We start from the raw sequence: 14,589 nt of genomic DNA on the forward strand, positions 1-14,589 counted from the left end.
AGGATCAAACTCTCCAAAAAGGTTCGTTCGATATAGCTCATTCATTACACTTGGCTGTGTTTTGTTACTACTCGTTGTTCAGTTTTCAAGGAGCTAAGTTGTTGTTGCATTTTGTCGTCTCTCAGAGGCGACTTTCTTAATGTACCACATCGCCGTCGCACTTTGCAAGATCTTTTTTCTTCCAGTCATCGATCTTCTTCGCAATGTGCTGGACATTCATTATCCTGTCCCAGCGGCGAAGACTAATTTATCATAAACTCGGATTTAAAGTCAAGGGTGTTTCTCAATTTTTTTGAAACTCGACTGTAATCAAGGGCCCGAACCGATCTGCGGTCCGGGCCCCGCCTGCTATTCGATCATGCCTTCCACTGGACTGCTGGCTGAGGCATAACGCTTCTTCGGAATTCTTCCGGCCTGATAGCCCTTGCGGCCGGCAATCACTGCCAGCTTGAACGCTTCCGCCATAAGAGCCGGATTCGCGGCCAGCGAAACAGCCGTGTTCAAAAGCACGCCGTCCGCCCCCAGCTCCATAGCCAGCGCCGCATCGGACGGTCCACCGATTCCTGCGTCCACGATAACCGGCACCTTCGCTTCCTCGATGATAAAACGAAGGTTATTCGGGTTGACGATGCCTTGTCCCGATCCGATCGGAGAGGCTCCCGGCATCACGGCTGCCGCGCCGGCCTCCTGAAGCTTGCGGGCCAGGATAGGGTCGTCGGAAGTATAAGGCAGCACAATGAAGCCTTCATCCACGAGGATTTTGGTGGCTTCCAGGGTGCCGATGGGGTCCGGCAGCAAGGTTTTCGGATCACCGATGACCTCAACCTTGATCATGTCACACAGTCCGCTGGCGCGGGCCAACCGAGCGATCCTTACGCATTCGTCCACCGTGAATGCCCCTGCGGTGTTGGGGAGCAGGGTGAACTTTTTGAGATTCAGAGTCTCCAGGAAATTGGGCGCCTCCGGATTATCGATGGGCAATCGCCGGATGGCAAAGGTCAACACCTCCGCTTCCGACAGCTCGACTGCCTGCGCTTGGACCTCCAGGGATGCGAATTTGCCGGTCCCAAGAAGCAGCCGGGATTGGAATTCATATGGTCCGATCTTCAATACGTCTGACATGGGTGATAACTCCTCTCCTAATTCAAGAAATTATTAGACAATCGGGGCGGTCAGCCGCCTCCCACAAAATGAACGATCTCGATTTGATCGCCATCCTGCAGAACCGTCGTGCCATATGCATTACGGTCAACGATGGTCCGGTTACGCTCGACCACGAGGATCTTGTTCTCCAGCTTGAATTGAAGCATCATGTCCTTCACGGTTGCGTGATCCGGCAGCTCGCGGGCTTCCCCGTTAATAACGACCTTCATTCCTGCGCCTCCTTTTCTCGGAATAACATCGGTACAAGTCCACACAAAAAAGCCAACCCTGCGAAAGGGCTGGCTTCATACGAACGGTGTCGGTACAAGTCCACTTCCCTACGCTGGTATGATCCAGATGCGCCCGAAGAGCGCATGCATCAGGTTCCAAGGGTCGAAGCCCGGCTTCTCTCAGCCCGTGTACACGGGCACCCCTAGTGGTTGGCTTATTCAATTAAGAATCATTATAACACAGCTGACGTCACTTCGTATATTTAACTTCAAGAGAGAACAATTCCGCGTCAGTGGCAACCGCCACTTCCTTAATCAGCGCCTTACGGGCCAGCTTGTTGAGAAGGAGCGGAAGATTGGCACCGGTCTGTCCTTGAAGATAGGGGTGGCCCAGCAGATCCTCCACGCCCATCGGCTCCTCCGATTCCTCCAAAATACGAATCAGCATGGAACAGCAGCTCTCCATCTTGGACATGACGGAAAACTCGCAGGCAAGCAAGACCAGCTCCACCCGCTGCTTCAACGTCTCCGGACTGGCCGTCAGCTCCTCGTAGAGCTTGTAAACGCCAGTATTGTACTGACGAACCTGCTGCCACACGGTTGCTTCCGGATGGACCCCCGCTTCCAATACGACGATGCGGGCCCAATGATGGATGGCGCGCAGAATACAGCTGTAGGCATCCAGAATCTGCTCGGCATGCAGGAACTCCTTGCACTGCATGTACCTCTTCAGGAACATGGAGAATTCCGCCAAGAGCTTCTGTTCCTTGGCAATGGCCGGATATTCGAGCAGCTCGGCCCGGACTTGTGCGAGGTAGGCTTGCGGATCCACCCAAATCTCCCCTTGTATCATCCATTGGATGAAGGTTCTATCCTCCCGAGCAGCCAGTATCGCTTCCAGCGTGCTTCGGGATATTCTGCGTTCTTGTATGCGAATTCCGTCTTGCATATAATGGGATATGGAACCGTCCGACGCCCCGTTCTCCACCACGAGCACCAGCAGCAGCCCATTCCCCTCGGACAAAACGGACAAGCCGCTGTCGTCAGACACTGCGACGGCTCCCAGCAAGCCCTTGGCTTCAAGAAGTCCGGCTGTAAGCTGCTCCTTCAGGGATACGGTAATGACGTTCATCACGATGTCCTCCTAATACAGATGCAATTATGACTCTTTTCTAGTAATCTATTCTACATTGCATTCCTGATTTCCTTCCGCGCTGCAAGGTGTATGAAAAACTTAAGAATTGAGGGTGTCCAATGCGATTGAAATCCAGCAAGGTTAACGAATTCCGCCTATGGGGCCTGCTGCTGACCATGGGAGGCCTGCTGCTTATGATCATCGGGACGGTAGGCATCGTGTTCAAATGGGGTGCGGTCGGACAAGTTATCGCCGCCATATTCATGATTCTGGGCTTGATCAGCGTGATGACCAGCATGGGCGTCTATTTCTGGGCCGGCATGCTCTCCACCAGCGCCGTCATCCTCCAATGCCCCGAATGCGGCAAAACGACGAAGGTCCTGGGCAAGGTGGACCGCTGCATGTTCTGCAAAACGATTCTCTCGCTGGATCCGGCCCACGCCCCCGCCGAAGCCCGTCCCTCCGACGAGATCGGAAGGCAGGCCTGATCCGAAGACTAATAGAAAAACCGGGACCCGATTAGATATCGGCGTCCCGGTTTTTTGCTACTGAATTAGGGTCTTTGTTCAAGCGTATTGCGGATCGTATCCCAAATCTCCGGCTTCTCCATCCCGCGGCTCCAGGAGGCGATTCCAGCGAGATCGTAGGTCTTGACCAGGTCGGCCCGCTTCTTCATGGACATCTCATCCTCGATCCAGATCTTGACCGTAGTCTGATCATTCTCCTTGTATTCCACGTAATTCTGGCCGCTGGCAGGGTCCAATGCCGGAGTCAGTTTTTTCTCCTTCAGCAGCTTCTCTACCGCGTCCATGCCCACCGCCTTGGAGGTGACGCTGGTCTTGCCGTCCTTAACGGTCTCCGTCCAGATCCGGGTGTAGAAGGGCACACCCAGGAGCAGCTTGGATGGCGGCACGCCGTCCTCCTTCATAATCTGTACGATCCCTTTCTCCACCCAAGGCAGGGAAGCGACGGAGCCGGCTTTGGAGCTCGTAGCCCAATGCTCGTCATAGGTCATGACCATCATATAATCCACCGACTCAGCCAGCGCCTTGCGGTCCAAGAAGAGTGAATAGGTCTCGGAGCCGTCCTTCACCGTCACGTCAACGGAAACCACCACGCCCTGCTCATGAAGGAACGGAGCAAGCTCCCGGACAAATTGCACGAATACGGCTTTATCCTTCAGATATACATTCTCGAAATCGATGTTGATCCCCTGAAGCCTATACAGCTTCGCATACGATACGATCTGCTTGATGATCTTCATCCGCTTGTCGTAGGTGGCCAGGAATTCGTTGGTCCGCTTCGGATCGAAGCCGTTGCTGAACAGTGCCCAGACCTGAAGGTTCTGGCTGTTGGCCCAGGAGACGAAGCCGGCGTCCGCCGTATGCTTCACGTTGCCCTCCGCATCGTTGACGATGAACCATTGGGGACTGATTACATTCAATCCGGGCATCGGCGCAAACTTGGTAGGATCGGGATTTTTGTTGTAGACCTGCTGCCAGGTCAGATTAATCTTGCCGCCAAGAGGCTTCCAGGGCACGTATCCCTTGGTCTCTCCGCTCTGCAGCACAACGGCCTCCGGTGCCTCCAGCACCACATCCGCCTTGCGCATAAAGCCGCCTACGCCCGATTCCAGCTGAACCTTGTACCAGCCCTCCTGCTCGCCCCAGATCATGATGCGGGTGCCTTGAGCCACGTCCGAATAAATGTCGGCTTTGACGGAGGCGTCCGATCGTAAAGCCCGAGTCCGGTCCGGGTGCTTCTCGTCTGCCGCGGCAGAGCCCCAATTCACGATGTCTCCGGTCTTGCGGATCAGGATGGCTCCGGTATCCCCGGATTCCTTGGGATCCATCTTATAGATCTCCTTCAGCGGCTCCAAGGGAACATAGACGGTATCCCCGTCCTTCTCGACCGGGAAGCGGAGCTCCACCGGCTTCTCGTTCATCATGGCGGTCAGCTGGCTGGTCTTCATGCGGAGAACCTTGTTCTCCGTGGTGACGATAACGGACTGAGTCGCTTCTTCATAATAAATGGACGGATCAATGAGTTCCTTGAGTATCTTGAAGGGCAGCTTCAGGCTTTCCTTCGAACCCTTAGCGGTACCCGCCAGCTGTTCGCCCTTATAAAAGATCGGCTTCTCGGCCCCAGCGAACGAATAGTCCGCATGCTTGTCGCTGGGCCAATAGCGGTGCCAATAATAGAATGAGCCTGCGGCCACGGCAGCCAGCAGCAGCAAGGTCAAGATGATTGCAAAAGCACCCGGCAGCTTGCGCCGGCCCCCGATCTGCGTCGGTTCCATGTGTCACTTCCTCCCCAAGAAGTCGAAACATATAAAAAATAGACATGCCTGTTTTCGTCTTCGAAAACAGCGGCATGTCTATTATACTACAAATTTGTCGGAATAGAATTGCCTGGAAATCAATGTTTAGTCGGATTGGAGCAGTCCTTACAGACCCCGTGCACTTCCAACCGGTGCCCATGGATCACAAAGCCGGTGCTGGCCGCCGCGACCTCTTCCACTGCCGTAAGCGGGGGGTACATAAAATCTACCATCCGGCCGCAAACGTCGCACTGCGCATGATAATGCAGCTCCGTGTTGGCGTCAAAGCGGCTGGAGTCGTCTCCGTAGGTCAATTCCATGACCAGGCCCGCTTCGATAAAGACCTTCAAATTATTGTAAACCGTTGCCACGCTCATGCTTGGAAAGCGATCTTCAAGCGCCTTGTAAATGTCATCTGCTGTCGGATGGGCGGTCGAATCGAGTAAAAACGACAAAATCGCGTGTCTCTGGGGGGTCATGCGCACACCGGTCATTTTAAGTTTCTCCAAAGCCTGTTCAAATCGAAAATTCATCTTCCTCACCACCAATGAGTATTTGTCAAGAGTAATTACTAATTTATACTCATTGTACGGGCCTTGGATTCACATTGTCAACGAAGTTCACCATTCTGTAAACCTATTCGGCAGCGAATTTAGTCTATTCTGTTAACTTCGATTTTGCTGTTTGTGTCCAGCTTGATGGCGTACTGTCCGCTGCCCAGCTGACCGGTGATCTTCTTGCTTTCAATCTTGAACGGCAGGTTCGTGGAGATCGAGCCGTTGGCGCTCCCCTTCAGGTCCACATGGGCGGTGGAGGGAATCTTCAGGTCGATGGAGCCGGCCATATTGTCCAGCTCATAGGGCCCTCCCACCGTATGGGTGTACACGGTAATCGATCCGTTCGTCGCGTCGGCCTTCACTCCCGCGGCAGCCTCCCGGACCGAGATCTTCCCGTTGGTCGTATCCACGTCTACCGGTCCGCCCGCCTGCTCCACGGACACCGATCCGTTGGTGGTGTCAATATTGAGCTTGCCCCCCACTTCCTTGGCCGTCACAGCTCCGTTGGTGGTATCGACCGTCACGCTGCCCGTTGCCCGGGCTATGTCCACGGCTCCGTTGGTAGTACCGGCAGAGACGCTGCCTTGGATGTCCGTCAGCGCAATGGCTCCGTTGGTGGTCCGCGCCTTCAGCTCTTCCTTCACCTTCAAGCCGTTGACGGCAATGCGTCCGTTGCGCAGCTGCAGCTCGTAGTTGACCAGCTTATCTGCAGGAACCGTCACCGTCAGATTCATGCGGGGCTTGCGCTTGTTCGTGAAGCCGCCGGTGTATTCATGCCCGCTGGCAGTGATGCGGACCGTACCGCCGTCGGTGAACGTCACCTGGGATTGGTCCGCTACCTGCCGCGCCTCCGTTTCATCCACCTTGTCAACCCACACGACCGCCTTCACTTCGACATCAGTCACAGGCCCCGCCTTCATCTCCACACTTCCGTTCGGGTTATCGAAGATGATCTTGGAGGTACCCTCCGCCAGCGGCACATGCACCGTTTCCTTATCGAAGGAATATCCCTCCTCGGAGGAGAAGGACATTTTGAGCGTATCGATGTTAAAATCAAGCTCCCTCAGCCACTTGGAGGGAATTACGTCCGATTGGGTCGTCCCCACTACCACGGCGGACACAAGCACGGACAGGAGCAAACCGCCCACATCCATCCGGAGCTGACGTTCCCCCCTCCGGTTGATAAAATTGAAGATCAAATATTCCAAGCCCAGCATGATGAGCAAGAGCGGCCACCAATCCAGCAGCAGCAGCAAATGGTCGGAGCCGGTTCTCTGGTCGATGAGCAGCAGCACTCCCGACGTTACCAGCAGCAAGGCCGCCGTATAGCGTCCTACCTTCAACATTCGGCCACGTCCTTCCCGTTTATCTCTTTTTGGATTCGTTCAAAAACAGCAGTACGCCTGCCCCGATCAGGATGATAGCCCCCACGTAGGAGCCCATCATGTCGAACAGATCATCCAGCCAGGCCGGCTTGGTAGACACCAGGAACAGGAACACGCCCACGGCGATCAGCGCCATGCCCAGGGTGCCGCCCTTGGATTGGCGTCCCAACGGGTCACTGCCTGGAATCATGGGGACATGCCCCAGCTGTACGGCGCGGCGGTATGCATTCACTTGATCCGTGGATTGAAGGGCGTCGAACAGATTATAAAAGTAGATGACCGGAATCAGACAGCCCAGGAGCACCACGAAGGGGATGTAGGAATTATCCATATTGTAATGGTTCATGGTGTAAGGAATCGCCGCGATGTTCAGGATGAACAGCAGCATGATGAACAGCCCCCGCTGCATCAGACCGAGATAAAAGTGTCCCGTGCCCGGAATGAAGAACGCCAGGATGCCCGCGGCGAACTTGCTTTTCTTCGGGAGCTCCGCGTAAGGATCCAGGAAGACGGGCGGCTGGTTCACTCCCGGCATCGGTCCAGGCGGATGAAGCGGCTGGAAAGGCCGCTCCTCGAAGAAGCGGTCCCGCTCCGTCTCCGTCCCCCCGGCTTCAGGCCGGTAAGTGCCGTTGTTCGGTTCGTTCATAGTATGGAAGCCTCCTTTTTGTGCGTTCATGACGGAAGGGAATGAGTAATCCGGCCGACCCATTCCAGTACCACAAGCATGCGAACATATAATCCGGCCTCCATCGTGCCGGAATCGACGGTGAAGATCGCCTGCAGAATGCCGGTGGATACAAATAAATACGTGGCTGCCGTAGCTAACAGCACATTATAGAGCTCCGGGCGGAGCATCCAGCCGAAGCGGCGCTTCGCAACGGATGCATTCTCCCCATTCAAGCGGGCCGCCACTTGGACTTCGGATGCGGACAGCGCCTGCATGACGCGGTCAGTGAAGTCCACCCCAGGAGACTCCGTGGATAACTCGTGCAGATGCCGCTCCAGCCTCTCCAGGGCCTGGAGCTTGGCGGAGCATGCAGCACAGCGCTCCATATGGAGCCGGATCTTGTCCGCCTCCGTCTCCGGCAGTTTACAGCTTCGATAAAGCTCCAGCGTCCGGTCGTCCGGATGTGGTCGGTTCACTTCCATACACCTCCAGCCATTGCTGCTTCAGCATGCTCTTGCCTCTCAACAATCGGGTTTCCACCGTCTTGACCGGAAGCCCCAGCAGTTGGGCGATCTCCCCGGAGGACATCTGCCGGTAATGGTACAAAAACAGGGCCTCCCGGTACTTCTCCGGCAGCCTCCGCAGAAGCGTGACTACGGTTTCCCGCTCCTCCTGCAGCAGCGCCTGCTCCTCGGGCTGTCCCTTCGGATCCCCCATCCAGCCCTTCACGGCATCGATCACCGCCAATACCGGTCTCCTCCGAACCGTCCGCAGATGATCCGAGACGGCGTTCAAAGCCAGCCGGTACATCCAGGTGGACAGCCTGGAATCACCCCGGAAGCCGGAAAGCGACCGGTACAGCTTCAGGAATACCTCCTGCGCCAGGTCCTCCGCCGTCTCATGTCCCTCCACCCGGCATCGGATCAAGCTGTACACTCCGCTCTTATTCCGGTCTACCAGAAGCCGGAAGGCGTCCTGATCGCCTTGACGGACACGGTCGACCAACGCTTCATCCGTCAATTGCTCCATGGCGGCGCCTCCTTGCTTCCCGTGATTCGAATCGTGCTATGTAATTAGACGGCCGGTTTGAGGCTATCCCTTCAAACCGGCCGAAGTTTTTTGGTATTGGGGGAGTGCGGCCCGCTATTCGACGGAAACGCCGCTCACATACTTCATCTGGCGGATCTCCTCGACGACGGTAACCACCTTCATCCCCTTGGGTATGCGCAGCGCCATCGTGATATGCAGATCGCTCTGGTCCTCCCGGTCGTCCTCCTCCAAGGCCAGGCGCTGGATCACGACACCCTTCTTCTCCAGTAGCGTCGAGATGGCATTCAGGACGCCGTGAGTCTGGGAGGTATGGACCTTGATCAGGTACTCCCGCTTGGTCCGGAAGAACTTCTTCTCCACCGCGCTCAGGATCCATAAGCTCATGAGCACCATGACCGTCGTCAGGATAGCTGCAAAATAGAAGCCGGCCCCGCAGGACAAACCGATGGCCGCCACTACCCACAGCGAGGCCGCCGTCGTCAGGCCTGTGATGGACATGCCGTTGCGGAGAATCGTGCCCGCCCCCAAAAAGCCGATGCCGCTGATCACCTGCGCGGCCAGCCGGGCCGGATCCATCCGCACGTTGGGCTCGCTGGCGAACTCGGGGAACCCGTACGCCGACAGGAGCATGATCAGCGCTGATCCCAGACAGACCAGGATGTGAGTCCGGAAGCCGGCGGCGCTGCTGTTTTTTTCCCGTTCAAAACCGATCAAGCCGCCCAGCACCAATGCCAGCAGCAAACGTCCTGCCATATACCATGGCTCTAATTCCCAAGGACTCATGATGTGTGTTCCTCCTGCATTACGCGATGCTCTATTATATCAAAAAAACGAGGATTTCGTGATATTGACCCTTGTCTGGGTGAAGATTGTGGCCTACACTCTTATTTAAAGGTTTAAATACCCGGAAGCGGGGATGAAACGGAGAGATGATCATGACCCAACAGCAAAATGAACGCCGCCGGCAGGTGCTCCGGCTGGCTGCGGAGAAGGCCTTCGGCCTCCCCCTTCTGGAGAGCGGATTCTGGACCCACGGCGACCTTCGGGACAATCTTTATTATGCCTTGCATCTATATGCCGCTTGCACGGATGAAAGTCTGGAGCTCCGTTTTCCGCGTGAGTCTGGCTTGAAGCTGGCTCAAGATATGCTGCTGCGGGTACTGAGCCTTCAGGTTCAAGACCCCGCCGACCCGGGCTTCGGACATTGGCCGCTCGGTCTCGGTAAAGATCCGGCAACGGCCCCCGCCAACACCCTGCCCGTGGAGCTGCTGGGCTCCATGCTGGCCTGGTTCCATTCCCAGTATGCAGCCGGCATGGACCGGGAGCTGGACCTGGCCTTCCAGGAGTCCATGCGCTGCGCCTATCTCGGCAACTGGTACCGGAAGAATGTGGATCCCTTCAGCCACCACGAGTCCAAATATACCGCCCAGCAGCTGATCTGGGGTGAGCTGTTCCGGGATGCGGAGCTGGCTGAGACCGGGCGCCGGAATCTGAAGCGGATGCTGGATACGGTCCGCGCCAACGGCATGCGGGAATACGGGGCGCTCCCCTGGTTCTGGCACTGGGTGCAGGCCTTCACCTTCGCCCGGGAGCTGGTGCGGGAGCAGGAGTCCATAGAGCTGCTGGACGGCATGCTGGATTATCTATGGAGGGTCCGGGCATCGGTGTATCTGAAGGGCGCCTGGGCCGGGCCACATTCGCGGGTGCTGCCTCACGACATCCCTGCCGATCGGAACAGCCTGATCGACTATGTAATGTTCGGCGATTTCCCGATGCCGTCGGATATCCTGCGGCTGGAGGCGGCCGGTCTTGTGATGCCGAGGGTGGAGGAGAGCGTAATCGCCTCCGCCGTCAACCGCCAGGGTGTATCAGAGGTAAAACGGCTGATCCCGCTCGATCCCGAGCATGTGGAGAACGGGAGCCTGCATGCCTGCGTGTACCTGACCCCTGCCTTTGCCGTAGGCGGCGTATGGGAACGCGCGGAGGAATATATGAACGAGCAGCACCGCTGGGACGTGACACTCCCCGTATCCGCAGCGGACGGACGGGCCAACCGGGCCTTCTTCTTCCGTCCGGGCAGCGGATACACCGAAGGGGATCCCCGCCATCAGAGCGGAGGAACGGAGGTGCTCCTGCACGAGAACACGGTGGCGGCGGTCTATGTCCCGTCTGCCGATGAGCAGCAATCCCTTCTGCTGGGATGTCTGCCGCTCGGCGAATGGCAGCTGGGGGAACGGCTCATGGTCGGGGCTTGCGGAGACGCATACCTGATCGTTCATCTGATGAACCCGTACGAAGCCATGGAAAAAGCGGACCGTATGACGGTCCGCTCGTCGAACGCCGCCGGCACTCACGGCGTCATCATCGAGGCCTTGGATGCTGAGGCGGCATCCGCCAGGGGATGGCGGAGCTTGTCCGCTGTAGCATCCGCAGCGGCAGGCGCGGAGCCGTCCTGGTCCGCAGGAGCGGACGGCACGGTCCGCGCCGAGTATCTCAGCCTGTCCAAGGGCGACAGGCTGGTCCTTGCTGCCGGCGCCGATGGCGTGCTGGAGCGCCGGATAAACGGGGCGGCGGTATCCTTCGCCGGTTACAGCGTCCGGGTGTGAGTACCGGACGGTTGAAAGCCCAACCCCATGCCGGTCAACCGGTCACTCAGCCAACCATCAGTCCGGCCGATGAGCCGCACGCGGCAGCTCCACCAGGGTGAGTCCCAGAACCGTGGGCTCCTCCCACACCGGGCGGAAGCCGAAGCGGCCGTACAGCGCAAGGGCGGCAGTGTTGGCCGTCACGGTGCGGACCGACAAGGTGCGGCCCCCGGCCAGCTCCCGCACGAAGCGCAGGAGCGCCGAGGCCACGCCCTGGCGGAACCGCTCCGGGCGCACCATAAGCCGGCGGATCTCCAAGCGGTCCGGTCCCCTATCCAGAAGAGAGACGGCGCCGACCAGTTCTTCGGCACCGGCTACCCCTTCGTCGTAGAAGCCGTAGAAGCGCTCGCCCGAGCTCCGGACAGCATCGGGCGATTCGAAAAGAGGCGGAATGTCGGGCAACCCGATCATTTCCGCCTCTTTCACATATGCGGCCATCTGGAGGGCCAATAGCGCCAGCATGCCGGCGGAGTCCTCCAAGTCGATGGGCCGTATTTTTGCCGGTATCGGCTGCATCACAGCGTGCTGAGCACGTCCATAATGAGCTTGTTGGCCAGTCCCGGATTGGCCTTCCCCTTCGATTCCCTCATCACCTGGCCTACAAGGAACCCGATGGCCTTCTCCTTGCCTGCCTTGAAGTCCGCTACGGACTGCGGGTTCGCGGCCACGACCTGCTCCACGATGGCCTTGATGGCGCCCTCGTCGCTGATCTGAACCAGCCCCTGCTCCTCGACGATGCGCTGCGGGTCCTTGCCGGTCTCCAGCATGGCCTTGAACACGGTCTTGGCGATTTTGCCGCTGATGGTGCCCTTCTCGATGAGTCCGATCATCTCGCCTAAGCCCTTGCCGGTCACCTTCAGCTCCTTCGGCTCCAGGCCGGCGGCGTTCAGGTAGCCCAGCAGGTCGCCCATAATCCAGTTGGCTACGGCCTTGGCGTCCTTCGTATACTTCAAGCTCTCCTCGAACAGGTCCGCGATGAGCATGGAAGCCGTGATGACCTCCGCGTCGTAAGCCGGCAGGCCGTACTCGCCGGTATACCGGGCTTTGCGGGCATCCGGCAGCTCCGGAATGCTATTGCGCACCCGGGCCTTCCACTCGTCGTCGATGTGGAGGGTCACCAGGTCGGGGTCCGGGAAGTAGCGGTAGTCGTGGGCTTCCTCCTTGCTGCGCATGGAGAAGGTTTTGCCTTGGGCATCGTCGTAACGGCGGGTCTCCTGAACCACCCGTCCGCCCTCGTCCAGCACCTGGGCCTGACGGATCTCCTCGTATTCCAGACCGCGCTGCACGCCCCGGAAGGAGTTCATGTTCTTGAGCTCCGCCTTGGTGCCGAACTTCTCCTGCCCATAGGGGCGCAGGCTGATGTTGGCGTCGCAGCGGAGGGAGCCCTCCTCCATTTTCACGTCGGAGACGTCGCAGTACAGCATGATGGAGCGGAGCTTCTCCAGATAAGCCCTGGCTTCCTCGGGGGAACGGATATCCGGCTCGGACACGATCTCGATGAGCGGCGTGCCGCCCCGGTTAATATCCACGAGGGAGGCATAGCCGCCGTCCACATGGTTCAGCTTGCACGCATCCTCCTCCAGATGGACCCGGGTGATGCCGATGCGCTTGGTTTCGCCGTTCACTTCGATATCGATATAGCCGTGCTCGCCGATGGGCTTGTCATACTGGGAGATCTGGTACGCCTTCGGCAGGTCCGGGTAAAAATAATTCTTCCGGTCGAACTTGCTCTCGGAAGCGATGGTACAGTTCAGCGCCATAGCGGCCTTCATGGCGTATTCTACTGCCTGCCGGTTCAGGACAGGCAGCACGCCCGGGTGCCCCAGGCATACGGGGCAGGTGCGGGTATTCGGCTCGGCGCCGAAGGAGGTGGCACAGCCGCAGAAGATCTTGGTGGCGGTATGCAGCTCCACGTGAACCTCAAGGCCGATGACGGTTTCGTAAGTGCGGGTTACGGTGCTCATGGTTACGCGTGCACCTCCTTCATCTGCGGACGTTCCTTATGGAAGCCGGTGTTCTGTTCATACGCATGGGCGGCACGGAGCACGGTGGACTCGTCCAGTGCCTTGCCGATGATCTGCAGGCCGACAGGCATACCGTCTGCGAAGCCGCACGGAATGCTGATGGCCGGAATGCCGGCGAGGTTCACCGGAATGGTCAGAATATCGTTCAGATACATGGTCAACGGGTCGTCTACCTGCGCGCCGATCTTGAAGGCGGTGGTGGGCGCCGTCGGGCCCATGATGACGTCGAACTTGTCGAACACCTGCTCGAAGTCTTGGCGGATCAGGGTGCGGACCTTCTGGGCCTTCAGGTAGAAGGCATCATAGTAGCCCGAGCTGAGCGCGTAGGTGCCCAGCATGATCCGGCGCTTCACTTCGTCGCCGAAGCCCTGGCTCCGGGACTTGCGGTAAACGTCCAGCAGGTTGTCCGCTTCCGCACGGACGCCGTAACGGACGCCGTCGTAGCGGGCCAGGTTGGAGGAGGCCTCCGAGGAAGCGAGAAGGTAATAGGTCGCCACCGCATACTCCGTATGGGGCAGGGACACCTCTTCCCAGACGGCGCCCAGGGATTCGTACACCTTCAGGGCGGCCAGGACCGCTTCCTTCACGGCCGGGTCGACGCCCGTGCCCAGATATTCCTTCGGCACACCGATGCGCAGACCCTTCACGTCGCCGGTCAAGGCGCTGATGTAATCCGGAACCGGCTCCTTGAGCGAGGTGGAGTCCAGCGGGTCGTGTCCGGCTATGGCTTGAAGCACGTAAGCGGCGTCTTCCACATTTTTGGTCAAGGGGCCGATCTGGTCCAAGGACGAAGCGAAGGCTACCAGACCATAGCGGGAAACCAGGCCGTAGGTAGGCTTCAAGCCGACCACACCGCAATAGGAGGCGGGCTGGCGGATGGAGCCGCCGGTGTCGGAGCCCAGGGAGAAGTAGACCTCGCCTGCTGCAACGGATGCTGCAGAGCCGCCGCTGGAGCCGCCCGGCACGTACTCGGTATTCCAGGGATTATAGGTGGGATGGAAGCCTGAATTCTCGTTGGAGCCGCCCATGGCGAACTCGTCCATGTTCAGCTTGCCGACGATGACGGCTTGGGCGTTCTTGATCTTCGACACTGCCGTCGCATCGTAGATGGATTGGTAGTTGGCCAGAAACTTGCTGGCGCAGGTCGTCAGGGTGCCCTCGGCCACCATATTGTCCTTCAGGCCCATGGGCAGACCGAACAGCAGGCCGCGTTCTCCTCCCTCCGACAGCTGCTTGTCCAGCTCAGCGGCGGTCTGGCGAGCCTTCTCTTCATATAAGTTCAGGAACGCCTTAATCCGGGGCTCCACCTCCGCGATGCGGCTGTAGGAATGGTCCACCAGATCCTTCACGGACAGCTCCTTGCTGACGAGCTTGTTGTGCAGCTCTTGCAATTTCAGATCAAACAATGACACGTTTCAGCCCTCCTCCAATTG

At 58.2% G+C, this 14,589-nt stretch carries 15 protein-coding genes and 1 riboswitch; of the genes, 2 read left to right on the forward strand and 13 right to left on the reverse strand.

The genetic code is table 11. From position 1 onward, the window contains the following. Positions 1 to 348: 348 nt before the first annotated feature. The 3 genes from ACSEXW_RS22700 to ACSEXW_RS22710 all read right to left on the reverse strand — a co-directional run bounded on the left by ACSEXW_RS22700 (position 349) and on the right by ACSEXW_RS22710 (position 2,505). Complete coding sequence (locus ACSEXW_RS22700) at positions 349 to 1,122, reverse strand: thiazole synthase (RefSeq protein ID WP_438448473.1); 774 nt, start codon at positions 1,120 to 1,122, stop codon at positions 349 to 351. A gap of 50 nt (positions 1,123 to 1,172) precedes the next feature. Beyond that, entirely contained in the window at positions 1,173 to 1,373 is a 201-nt protein-coding gene (gene thiS, locus ACSEXW_RS22705; protein WP_438448474.1) for a sulfur carrier protein ThiS, read from the reverse strand. An 88-nt stretch (positions 1,374 to 1,461) separates the two neighbouring features. Continuing rightward, positions 1,462 to 1,588: riboswitch (TPP riboswitch) on the reverse strand. 35 nt (positions 1,589 to 1,623) lie between these two features. Next, positions 1,624 to 2,505 carry a nucleotidyltransferase-like protein gene (locus ACSEXW_RS22710; RefSeq protein WP_438448475.1) on the reverse strand — a complete coding sequence of 294 codons (882 nt, stop codon included), beginning with the start codon at positions 2,503 to 2,505 and terminating at the stop codon, positions 1,624 to 1,626. A 122-nt stretch (positions 2,506 to 2,627) separates the two neighbouring features. On the opposite strand from ACSEXW_RS22710, the gene ACSEXW_RS22715 reads away from it, so the two are divergent. Continuing rightward, the gene (locus ACSEXW_RS22715) at positions 2,628 to 2,996 is read left to right on the forward strand and encodes a DUF2614 family zinc ribbon-containing protein (protein WP_438448476.1); all 369 of its coding nucleotides are present in this window, start codon (positions 2,628 to 2,630) and stop codon (positions 2,994 to 2,996) included. Positions 2,997 to 3,061: 65 nt separating this feature from the next. Here the strand turns inward: ACSEXW_RS22715 and ACSEXW_RS22720 are convergent, their stop codons facing one another. From ACSEXW_RS22720 to ACSEXW_RS22750, 7 genes are all read right to left on the reverse strand, one after another. Continuing rightward, positions 3,062 to 4,807: a glycosyl hydrolase family 18 protein gene (locus ACSEXW_RS22720; RefSeq protein ID WP_438448477.1), complete on the reverse strand. Its 1,746-nt coding sequence runs from the start codon at positions 4,805 to 4,807 to the stop codon at positions 3,062 to 3,064. A 119-nt stretch (positions 4,808 to 4,926) separates the two neighbouring features. Then, on the reverse strand, positions 4,927 to 5,361 hold the full coding sequence (perR, locus tag ACSEXW_RS22725; protein WP_438448478.1) for a peroxide-responsive transcriptional repressor PerR: 435 nt from the start codon (positions 5,359 to 5,361) through the stop codon (positions 4,927 to 4,929). 119 nt (positions 5,362 to 5,480) lie between these two features. After that, positions 5,481 to 6,731, reverse strand: a complete 1,251-nt coding sequence (locus ACSEXW_RS22730) for a DUF4097 family beta strand repeat-containing protein (protein ID WP_438448479.1) — start codon at positions 6,729 to 6,731, stop codon at positions 5,481 to 5,483. 19 nt (positions 6,732 to 6,750) lie between these two features. After that, positions 6,751 to 7,416, reverse strand: coding sequence for a TM2 domain-containing protein (locus ACSEXW_RS22735; RefSeq protein ID WP_438448480.1), 666 nt, complete (start codon positions 7,414 to 7,416; stop codon positions 6,751 to 6,753). Between the two features lie 26 nt (positions 7,417 to 7,442). Beyond that, the gene (locus tag ACSEXW_RS22740; protein WP_438448481.1) at positions 7,443 to 7,913 is read right to left on the reverse strand and encodes an anti-sigma factor family protein; all 471 of its coding nucleotides are present in this window, start codon (positions 7,911 to 7,913) and stop codon (positions 7,443 to 7,445) included. Further along, positions 7,861 to 8,466, reverse strand: a complete 606-nt coding sequence (locus ACSEXW_RS22745; RefSeq protein WP_438448482.1) for an RNA polymerase sigma factor — start codon at positions 8,464 to 8,466, stop codon at positions 7,861 to 7,863. The genes ACSEXW_RS22740 and ACSEXW_RS22745 overlap by 53 nt, the downstream gene beginning before the upstream one ends. A gap of 114 nt (positions 8,467 to 8,580) precedes the next feature. Continuing rightward, entirely contained in the window at positions 8,581 to 9,270 is a 690-nt protein-coding gene (locus tag ACSEXW_RS22750) for an MgtC/SapB family protein (RefSeq protein ID WP_438448483.1), read from the reverse strand. 152 nt (positions 9,271 to 9,422) lie between these two features. On the opposite strand from ACSEXW_RS22750, the gene ACSEXW_RS22755 reads away from it, so the two are divergent. Continuing rightward, positions 9,423 to 11,093 (forward strand): hypothetical protein, encoded by a 1,671-nt coding sequence (locus ACSEXW_RS22755; protein ID WP_438448484.1) that lies wholly within the window; start codon positions 9,423 to 9,425, stop codon positions 11,091 to 11,093. A gap of 57 nt (positions 11,094 to 11,150) precedes the next feature. Here the strand turns inward: ACSEXW_RS22755 and ACSEXW_RS22760 are convergent, their stop codons facing one another. From ACSEXW_RS22760 to gatA, 3 genes are read right to left on the reverse strand one after another with little or no spacing between them, the layout of a single operon-like run. Continuing rightward, positions 11,151 to 11,594: a GNAT family N-acetyltransferase gene (locus ACSEXW_RS22760; protein WP_438448485.1), complete on the reverse strand. Its 444-nt coding sequence runs from the start codon at positions 11,592 to 11,594 to the stop codon at positions 11,151 to 11,153. A gap of 53 nt (positions 11,595 to 11,647) precedes the next feature. Next, positions 11,648 to 13,096 (reverse strand): Asp-tRNA(Asn)/Glu-tRNA(Gln) amidotransferase subunit GatB, encoded by a 1,449-nt coding sequence (gene gatB, locus ACSEXW_RS22765; RefSeq protein ID WP_438448486.1) that lies wholly within the window; start codon positions 13,094 to 13,096, stop codon positions 11,648 to 11,650. Between the two features lie 2 nt (positions 13,097 to 13,098). Next, positions 13,099 to 14,568: an Asp-tRNA(Asn)/Glu-tRNA(Gln) amidotransferase subunit GatA gene (gene gatA, locus ACSEXW_RS22770; protein ID WP_438448487.1), complete on the reverse strand. Its 1,470-nt coding sequence runs from the start codon at positions 14,566 to 14,568 to the stop codon at positions 13,099 to 13,101. Positions 14,569 to 14,589: the final 21 nt, after the last annotated feature.

Source organism: Oryzibacillus soli (assembly GCF_051594765.1).
In the GTDB taxonomy this organism is placed as follows: domain Bacteria; phylum Bacillota; class Bacilli; order Paenibacillales; family NBRC-103111; genus Paenibacillus_AR.

What these genes read in the sequence shown, in the direction of transcription:
- ACSEXW_RS22700 (WP_438448473.1), bottom strand. Translation starts at nt 1,122, where the DNA reads ATGTCAGACGTATTGAAGATCGGACCATATGAATTCCAATCCCGGCTG.
- thiS (WP_438448474.1), bottom strand. Translation starts at nt 1,373, where the DNA reads ATGAAGGTCGTTATTAACGGGGAAGCCCGCGAGCTGCCGGATCACGCA.
- ACSEXW_RS22710 (WP_438448475.1), bottom strand. Translation starts at nt 2,505, where the DNA reads ATGAACGTCATTACCGTATCCCTGAAGGAGCAGCTTACAGCCGGACTT.
- ACSEXW_RS22715 (WP_438448476.1), top strand. Translation starts at nt 2,628, where the DNA reads ATGCGATTGAAATCCAGCAAGGTTAACGAATTCCGCCTATGGGGCCTG.
- ACSEXW_RS22720 (WP_438448477.1), bottom strand. Translation starts at nt 4,807, where the DNA reads ATGGAACCGACGCAGATCGGGGGCCGGCGCAAGCTGCCGGGTGCTTTT.
- perR (WP_438448478.1), bottom strand. Translation starts at nt 5,361, where the DNA reads ATGAATTTTCGATTTGAACAGGCTTTGGAGAAACTTAAAATGACCGGT.
- ACSEXW_RS22730 (WP_438448479.1), bottom strand. Translation starts at nt 6,731, where the DNA reads ATGTTGAAGGTAGGACGCTATACGGCGGCCTTGCTGCTGGTAACGTCG.
- ACSEXW_RS22735 (WP_438448480.1), bottom strand. Translation starts at nt 7,416, where the DNA reads ATGAACGAACCGAACAACGGCACTTACCGGCCTGAAGCCGGGGGGACG.
- ACSEXW_RS22745 (WP_438448482.1), bottom strand. Translation starts at nt 8,466, where the DNA reads ATGGAGCAATTGACGGATGAAGCGTTGGTCGACCGTGTCCGTCAAGGC.
- ACSEXW_RS22750 (WP_438448483.1), bottom strand. Translation starts at nt 9,270, where the DNA reads ATGAGTCCTTGGGAATTAGAGCCATGGTATATGGCAGGACGTTTGCTG.
- ACSEXW_RS22755 (WP_438448484.1), top strand. Translation starts at nt 9,423, where the DNA reads ATGACCCAACAGCAAAATGAACGCCGCCGGCAGGTGCTCCGGCTGGCT.
- ACSEXW_RS22760 (WP_438448485.1), bottom strand. Translation starts at nt 11,594, where the DNA reads ATGCTGGCGCTATTGGCCCTCCAGATGGCCGCATATGTGAAAGAGGCG.
- gatB (WP_438448486.1), bottom strand. Translation starts at nt 13,096, where the DNA reads ATGAGCACCGTAACCCGCACTTACGAAACCGTCATCGGCCTTGAGGTT.